Here is a 6,464-nt window from a genome sequence, read left to right on the forward strand (position 1 = left end):
TCTGCCGAGACGTCACTTTCCACGCCTCCCGAGGGGATTTTGCGTGGAAAGTGACGGTTCGGCAGAGGTGGGTAGGGGAGGGGGGAGCTAGAGGCCCTGGGCGAGGCGGTAGTAGGCCTGGTTCCAGCGGACCTCGTTCTGGAAGCCGCGGAGGGTCGTGGCGTCGTCGATCGTGAGGAGCTCGGTCTTGGCGATCGCGGCGAAGTCCTCGAAGACCTCCACGCCCACCGCCGTCGACATGACCGTGTGGTGCGCGGCGCCCGCGGTGAGCCAGGCGGCGGCCGAGGTGGCGAAGTCGGGGGCCGGACGCCAGACGGCGCGGCCGACAGGGAGGTTCGGCAGCGGAGCGCGCGGCTCGACGACCTCGACGACGTTGGCGACGAGGCGGAAGCGGTCGCGCATGTCGCTCAGCGCGACCACGACGGCCGGGCCAGGGTCGGCCGTGAAGACCAGGCGCACCGGGTCGTCCTTGCCGCCGATGCCGAGCGGGTGGATCTCGAGCGAGGGGCGTGCGGTCGTGAGCGAGGGGCTCACCTCGAGCATGTGGGCGCCGAGGATGGTCTCGGCTCCGTCGACGAGGTCGTAGGTGTAGTCCTCCATGAGGCTCGCACCTCCCGGGAGGCCGGCGCCCATGACGTTGGCGGCGCGCACGAGGATGGCGGTCTTCCAGTCGCCCTCGGCGCCGAAACCGTAGCCCTCGGCCATCAGGCGCTGCACGGCGAGGCCGGGGAGCTGCTTGAGGGCGCCGAGGTCTTCGAAGCTCGTGGTGAAGGCGCCGAAGCCGCCCTCCTCGAGGAACGAGCGGAGACCGATCTCGATGGCGGCGCCGTCGCGCAGCGACTGGTGGCGCTCGGCTCCTGCGCGGAGCTCGGGGGCCACGTCGTAGAGCTCCTCGTACTCGGCGATGAGGGCGTCGACGGCGGCGGTGTCGGCCTCGGCGAGGGCCACGGCCTCCGCCAGCTCGTTGACGCCCCAGGTGTTGACCTGCACACCGAACCGGATCTCGGCCTCGGTCTTGTCGCCCTCGGTCACGGCGACGTAGCGCATGTTGTCGCCGAACCGGGCGAGCTTGAGGGTCTTGACGGCCTGCCATCCGGCGGCTGCGCGCGCCCAGCCGGCGATCTGCGTCTGCACCCGGCGGTTGGTGGCGTGGCCGACGACGGTCTTGCGGGCCACGCCGAGGCGGGTCTGGATGTAGCCGAACTCGCGGTCGCCGTGCGCCGCCTGGTTGAGGTTCATGAAGTCGAAGTCGATGTCGGCGTAGGGCAGCTCGACATTCGCCTGGGTGTGCAGGTGCAGCAGCGGCTTGGTGAGCGCCTCGAGACCGGCGATCCACATCTTGGCGGGGCTGAACGTGTGCATCCAGGCGATGACGCCGATCACGCGGTCGTCGGCGTTGACGTCGAGCGCGGCCCGGCGGATGGATTCGCTGTCCTTCAGGACCGGCTTCCAGACGATCGTGACGGGGATCTCGCCTGAGCCGTCGAGGGTCGCGACGATCTGCTGCGACTGCTCGGCGACCTGGCGGAGGGTCTCCTCGCCGTAGAGGTTCTGGCTGCCGGTGAAGAACCAGATCTCGAAGGGCTCGAGGGAGGTGCTGAGACGGGTCATGCGAGGGATCCTGTCGGGTCTTGTCCGTAGACGTTCTGGTAGCGGTTGAAGAGGGAGTCGATGGCGCTCGGCTCGATGGGCTGGGGGCCGCCGAGCTGGCGGGCGAAGAAGACGGTGCGGGCGACGTCCTCGACCATGACGGCGGCCTTGACGGCGTCGCGGGCGTCCTTGCCGATGGTGAAGGGGCCGTGGCTCTTCATCAGCACGGCACGCGAGCGGTGGCCCTTGAGGGTCTCGACGATGCCGCGGCCGATGGAGTCGTCGCCGATGATGGCGAACGGGCCGAGCGGCACCTCGCCGCCGAACTCGTCGGCCATCGCGGTGGTGACGCAGGGGATCGACTCGCCGCGGGCGGCCCAGGCCACGGCGTAGGGGGAGTGTGTGTGCACGACCCCGCCGACCTCGGGCATGTTGCGGTAGACGTAGGCGTGGGCGGCGGTGTCGCTGCTCGGCGAGCGGTCCGAGCCTTCGGTGCCGGGGACGACGGTGCCGTCGAGATCGCAGAGGATCATGTTCTCGGGCGCGAGGTCGTCGTAGTCGACGCCCGAGGGCTTGATCACGAAGAGGTCGGATCCGGGGACCCGGCCGGAGATGTTGCCACCGGTCCACACGACGAGCCCGTAGCGCACCAGCTGGGAGTGCAGGTCGCTGACCTGCTGGCGCACGCGCGCGATCTCGGCCACGAGTGCGGCCGTGGGTGCGAAGGGGGCCGCCGTGTCACCGGGGGCGGGGAGGTCGGTCATGGGGTGGTGCTCCTTGGGGAGGTCGGGGCGGGATCGCGTGCCGGTCCGGGTGGTCGCGGCGGGTGGTCGCGGCGGATGGGCGGGGACGACGGGACGGGGTTCAGAGGCTCTCGACGGCGGCGCGCTCGACGGCGAGGCCGGCGCGGTAGCGCTCGAGGTAGGTGGCGAAGCCGGCGACGTCGGCGGGGTCGGGCGCGGTGGTGTCGAAGGGGGCGTCGGCGAAGACGCGCTCGCGCAGGTAGGTGCCGAGATCCAGGGTGGCAGCGGCTTGGGTGGTGCCGGCCTCGGAGCCGCCGACCTGAGCGGCGCCGCCTCGGGTGGCTGAGGCGAAGGCTGCGAGCACCGCGATGCCCCACGGGCCGCCCTCGGAGGCGGTCGCGGCCACCGAGACCGGGGCGTCGAGCGCGCCGGCCAGGAAGCGCTGCGCGACCCCGGCGGTGCGGAACATGCCGCCGTGGGCGAACATCGAGTCGATGGCGACGCCTTCGCCGTGGAGCACCCGCATGCCGAGGGCGAGCGTGCCGAAGACCCCGTAGAGCTGCGCGCGCATGAAGTTGCCGAGGGTGAGGCGGCTGTCGGGGGTGCGGACCACGAGGGGGCGGCCCTCGTCGAGTCCTGCGATCGGCTCGCCGGAGAGGTGGTTGTAGGCCAGGAGGCCGCCGGCATCCGCTTCTCCCTCGAGGGCCTCGCGGAAGAGGATGTCGAAGACGGCGTCGCTGTCGGCCGCGCCGGTTGCCGCACCGGTTGCGGATCCGGTTGCCGATCCGGATGCGGATCTGCTCGCCTGGGCGAAGCGGGTGAACAGGCCGGCCCACGCGGCGAGCTCGCTCGCTCCGTTGTTGCAGTGCACCATGGCGACCGGATCGCCGGCGGGGGTGGTGACGAGGTCGAGCTCGTGGTGCACCTCGGCCAAGGGGCGCTCGAGCACGATCATGGCGAAGATGCTCGTGCCGGCGCTGACGTTGCCCGTGCGCGGGGCGACGGAGGCGGTGGCGACCATGCCCGTGCCCGCGTCGCCCTCGGGCGGGCAGAGCGGGATGCCGGGGCGGAGGGTGCCGGTGGGGTCGAGGAGGGCGGCGCCCTCTGCGGTGAGTTCGCCGGCGGGCTGTCCGGCGACGAGCACCTCGGGCAGCAGGTCGGCGAGGGGGCGGGCGAGGGTGGGGGCGGATGCGTCGGATCCGGATGCGCTCGCGGGGGATGCCGAAGCGCTCAGTGCGTCGTAGCGCGCCACCAGCTCCGCGTCGTAGTCGAGGGTGCTGGAGTCGATGGGGAACATGCCGGAGGCGTCGCCGATGCCGATCACGTGGCGGCCGGTGAGGCGCTCGTGCACGTAGCCCGCGAGGGTGGTGATGGAGTGGATCTGCGGCACGTGGGGTTCGGCATCGAGCACGGCCTGGTGGAGGTGCGCGATCGACCAGCGGAGCGGGATGTTGAGGCCGAAGAGCTCGGTGAGCTCGGCGGAGGCGGGGCCGGTGGAGGTGTTGCGCCAGGTGCGGAAGGGCACGAGCAGCGAGCCCTCGGCGTCGAAGGCGAGGTAGCCGTGCATCATGGCCGAGATGCCGAGGGCGCCGAAGGTGTCGGGGCGCACGCCGTGCCGGGTCTCGGCGTCGGTGACGAGGGCGGCGTAGGCCTGCTGGAGGCCGGTCCAGACGGCGTCGAGCGAGTAGGTCCAGACGCGGTCGACGAACTCGTTCTCCCAGTCGTGGCTGCCGACGGCGAGCACCTGGGTGGGGTCGTCGTCGGCGATGAGACAGGCCTTGATGCGGGTGGAGCCGAGCTCGATGCCGAGGGAGGTGCGGCCGGAGAGGATCGCCTCCGCGGGGGTGGTGGCGGGCTCGCTCATGGTGCTCGGACTCCTTCGGCTCTGCAGGCGATCATCGGGCGATCGTTAATGTGATCGATCACATTAAGGTCGAGTGTAGGCGAAACGCGGTCGATCCGGAAGTGTGCCGTCTCCGCATCCGGAGTGCTCGCGGACCAGGCATCCGGAGTGCTCGCTCGCCTACGCATCCGGAGTGCTCGCCGGTGCTGCGGTCGACTCCCGCAGCACGAGCACGGGATCGACCGACGGCGCCGCATCCCGATCGTCGAGCAGCAGGTCGAGAGCGCGCCGGCCGGCCTCGGCGAAGTCCTGGCGCACGGTGGTGAGTGCGGGCAGGTAGTGCCGCGCCTCGGGGGTGTCGTCGAAACCCACCACGCTGAGGTCGTCGGGAACCCGGAGCCCCGCGTCGTGCGCCGCGTGCAGCAGCCCGAGCGCCATCTGATCGTTCGCACTGAACACGGCGGTCACGCCCTGGGCGAGCAGTGCGGCGCCCTCGCGGTAGCCGGACTCCGAGCTCCAGTCCCCGGTGACGATCGGTGCCTCCGGCAGCCCCCGCGCGGCGAGCTCCTGCTGGAAGCCGGCGAGCCTGGAGGAGGCGTCGATCCAGTCCTGTGGGCCCGCCAGGTGCCCGATCCGGGTGTGCCCGAGTTCGGCGAGATGGGCCGTGGCGAGGCGTGCGGCGTGCAGCTGGTCGAGGGCGGTCTCGGATTCGTCGGTGGTGCCGAGGGTCTGCACGGTCACGTAGGGAACGCTGAAGGTGAGTTTCGCGAGGGTGTCGAGCACCTTGGGCTGGGGGGCGATCACCACGATGCCCTCGGCGGCGAGGGCCACGAGGTGGTTGAGGGCCTCGTCGATCGAGGCCTGGTCGAGGCCGTCGGCGTTGGCGATGCTCACGCTGTAACCGCGGCCGCGCGCTGCGGTCTCGACGGCCGCGATGCTCGACGACGGGCCGTACTCGCCGCCGGCGGTGGAGAGGATGCCCACGATCCGGGACCGGCTCGTCACGAGTGCCCGCGCGGCGAGGTTGGGGCGGTAGTCGAGCTCGCGCATGGCGTCGAGCACCCGTTGGCGGGTGGTGGGGCGAAGGCTCGGGTGGTCGTTGAGCACGCGGGAGACGGTCTGGTGGGAGACGCCCGCGAGTTTCGCCACGTCGAAGACGCTCGCGGCCCGCGGGGGGCGACGGGCCGCGGGGGGAGGCGCAGTGGGGGGTGCTGCGGCGGGGGGTGCTGCGGCGGCGGGTGCCGCGGGCGGGTGTGCTGCGGCGGGGGGTGCTGCGGCCGCGGGCGTGGACGCGGGCACAGCGGCGGGGGTGGGCTCGGCGTCGGCGGTCATGATCCTCCGATTATGGTGCTTGGCCCGGTCCTGGGTGCTCAGGCGCCCAGCAGTGGTGCGAGGTTCTCGGTCCAGACGTCGTAGCCGACCTTCACGATGAGCACGGCGACGACCGTGAGGAACGCGACCCGGATGAAGCGGTTGCCGCGGGCCACCGCCATCCGGGAGCCGAGGTAGCCGCCGGCCATGTTGGCCACGCCCATGGCGAGGCCCAGGGCCCAGAGGAGCTCGCCGTGCGGGATGAAGAACGCCAGGGCGCCGAGGTTGGTGGCCACGTTGACGATCTTCGCCTTCGCGCTCGCGAGCAGGAAGTCGTAGCCGAGCGCCGTGATGAGCGCGATGATCAGGAAGGTGCCGGTGCCGGGACCGATCAGGCCGTCGTAGAAGCCGATGACGAGACCGAGGAGGCCGGCGATGAGGTGGTGCTTGCGGCCCGAGTGACGGAGCCGGATGCTGCTGCCGAGGGCAGGCCGGGCGATCGTGACGACGGCCACGACCACGAGGGCGACGACGATGATCGGTTTGAAGACGGCTGCGGGCAGGAGCGACGCGAGGGTGGCACCGGCGTAGCTGCCGACGAGGGCGATGCCGGCCATGGGAAGTGCTGTGCGGAGGTCGGGTCTGGTGCGGCGGTACCAGGTGATGGCGCTCGTGGTGGTGCCGAAGACGGAGGCGAGCTTGTTGGTGGCGAGCGCCTGCACGGGCGAGATGCCCGGAATGAGGAGGAGCGCCGGGAGCTGGAGCAGGCCGCCGCCGCCGACCACGGCGTCGATCCAGCCCGCGGCGAAGGCGGCGAGGAGCACGAGCAGGGCGACGGTGATGGTGATGTCGCCGAAGAGGGTGCCTGTGGTCATCGGTTCTACTCTAGGGAGGAGCGGGGTCTGGGGTTGCCTTGTCGACAGGGCTGCCGCGCGCTGCGCGCTTGCCTTCGAGGGTCGTGGTGCGGGTCACGAGGC

At 71.6% G+C, this 6,464-nt stretch carries 5 protein-coding genes; all 5 read right to left on the reverse strand.

What is annotated here, in order from left to right; genetic code table 11:
* Nucleotides 1-87 precede the first annotated feature (87 nt).
* The gene (araA, locus tag N1028_RS12860) at nucleotides 88-1,611 is read right to left on the reverse strand and encodes an L-arabinose isomerase (RefSeq protein ID WP_259529593.1); all 1,524 of its coding nucleotides are present in this window, start codon (nucleotides 1,609-1,611) and stop codon (nucleotides 88-90) included.
* Nucleotides 1,608-2,354, reverse strand: a complete 747-nt coding sequence (locus N1028_RS12865; protein ID WP_259529596.1) for an L-ribulose-5-phosphate 4-epimerase — start codon at nucleotides 2,352-2,354, stop codon at nucleotides 1,608-1,610. The genes araA and N1028_RS12865 overlap by 4 nt, the downstream gene beginning before the upstream one ends.
* 100 nt (nucleotides 2,355-2,454) lie before the next feature.
* Entirely contained in the window at nucleotides 2,455-4,197 is a 1,743-nt protein-coding gene (locus tag N1028_RS12870) for a xylulokinase (protein ID WP_259529597.1), read from the reverse strand.
* 159 nt (nucleotides 4,198-4,356) lie between these two features.
* Nucleotides 4,357-5,508, reverse strand: a complete 1,152-nt coding sequence (locus N1028_RS12875) for a LacI family DNA-binding transcriptional regulator (protein WP_259529599.1) — start codon at nucleotides 5,506-5,508, stop codon at nucleotides 4,357-4,359.
* A gap of 38 nt (nucleotides 5,509-5,546) precedes the next feature.
* Entirely contained in the window at nucleotides 5,547-6,362 is an 816-nt protein-coding gene (locus N1028_RS12880) for a sulfite exporter TauE/SafE family protein (RefSeq protein ID WP_259529608.1), read from the reverse strand.
* Nucleotides 6,363-6,464: the final 102 nt, after the last annotated feature.

Source organism: Herbiconiux oxytropis, from assembly GCF_024979315.1.
Taxonomy (GTDB): Bacteria; Actinomycetota; Actinomycetes; order Actinomycetales; family Microbacteriaceae; genus Herbiconiux; species Herbiconiux oxytropis.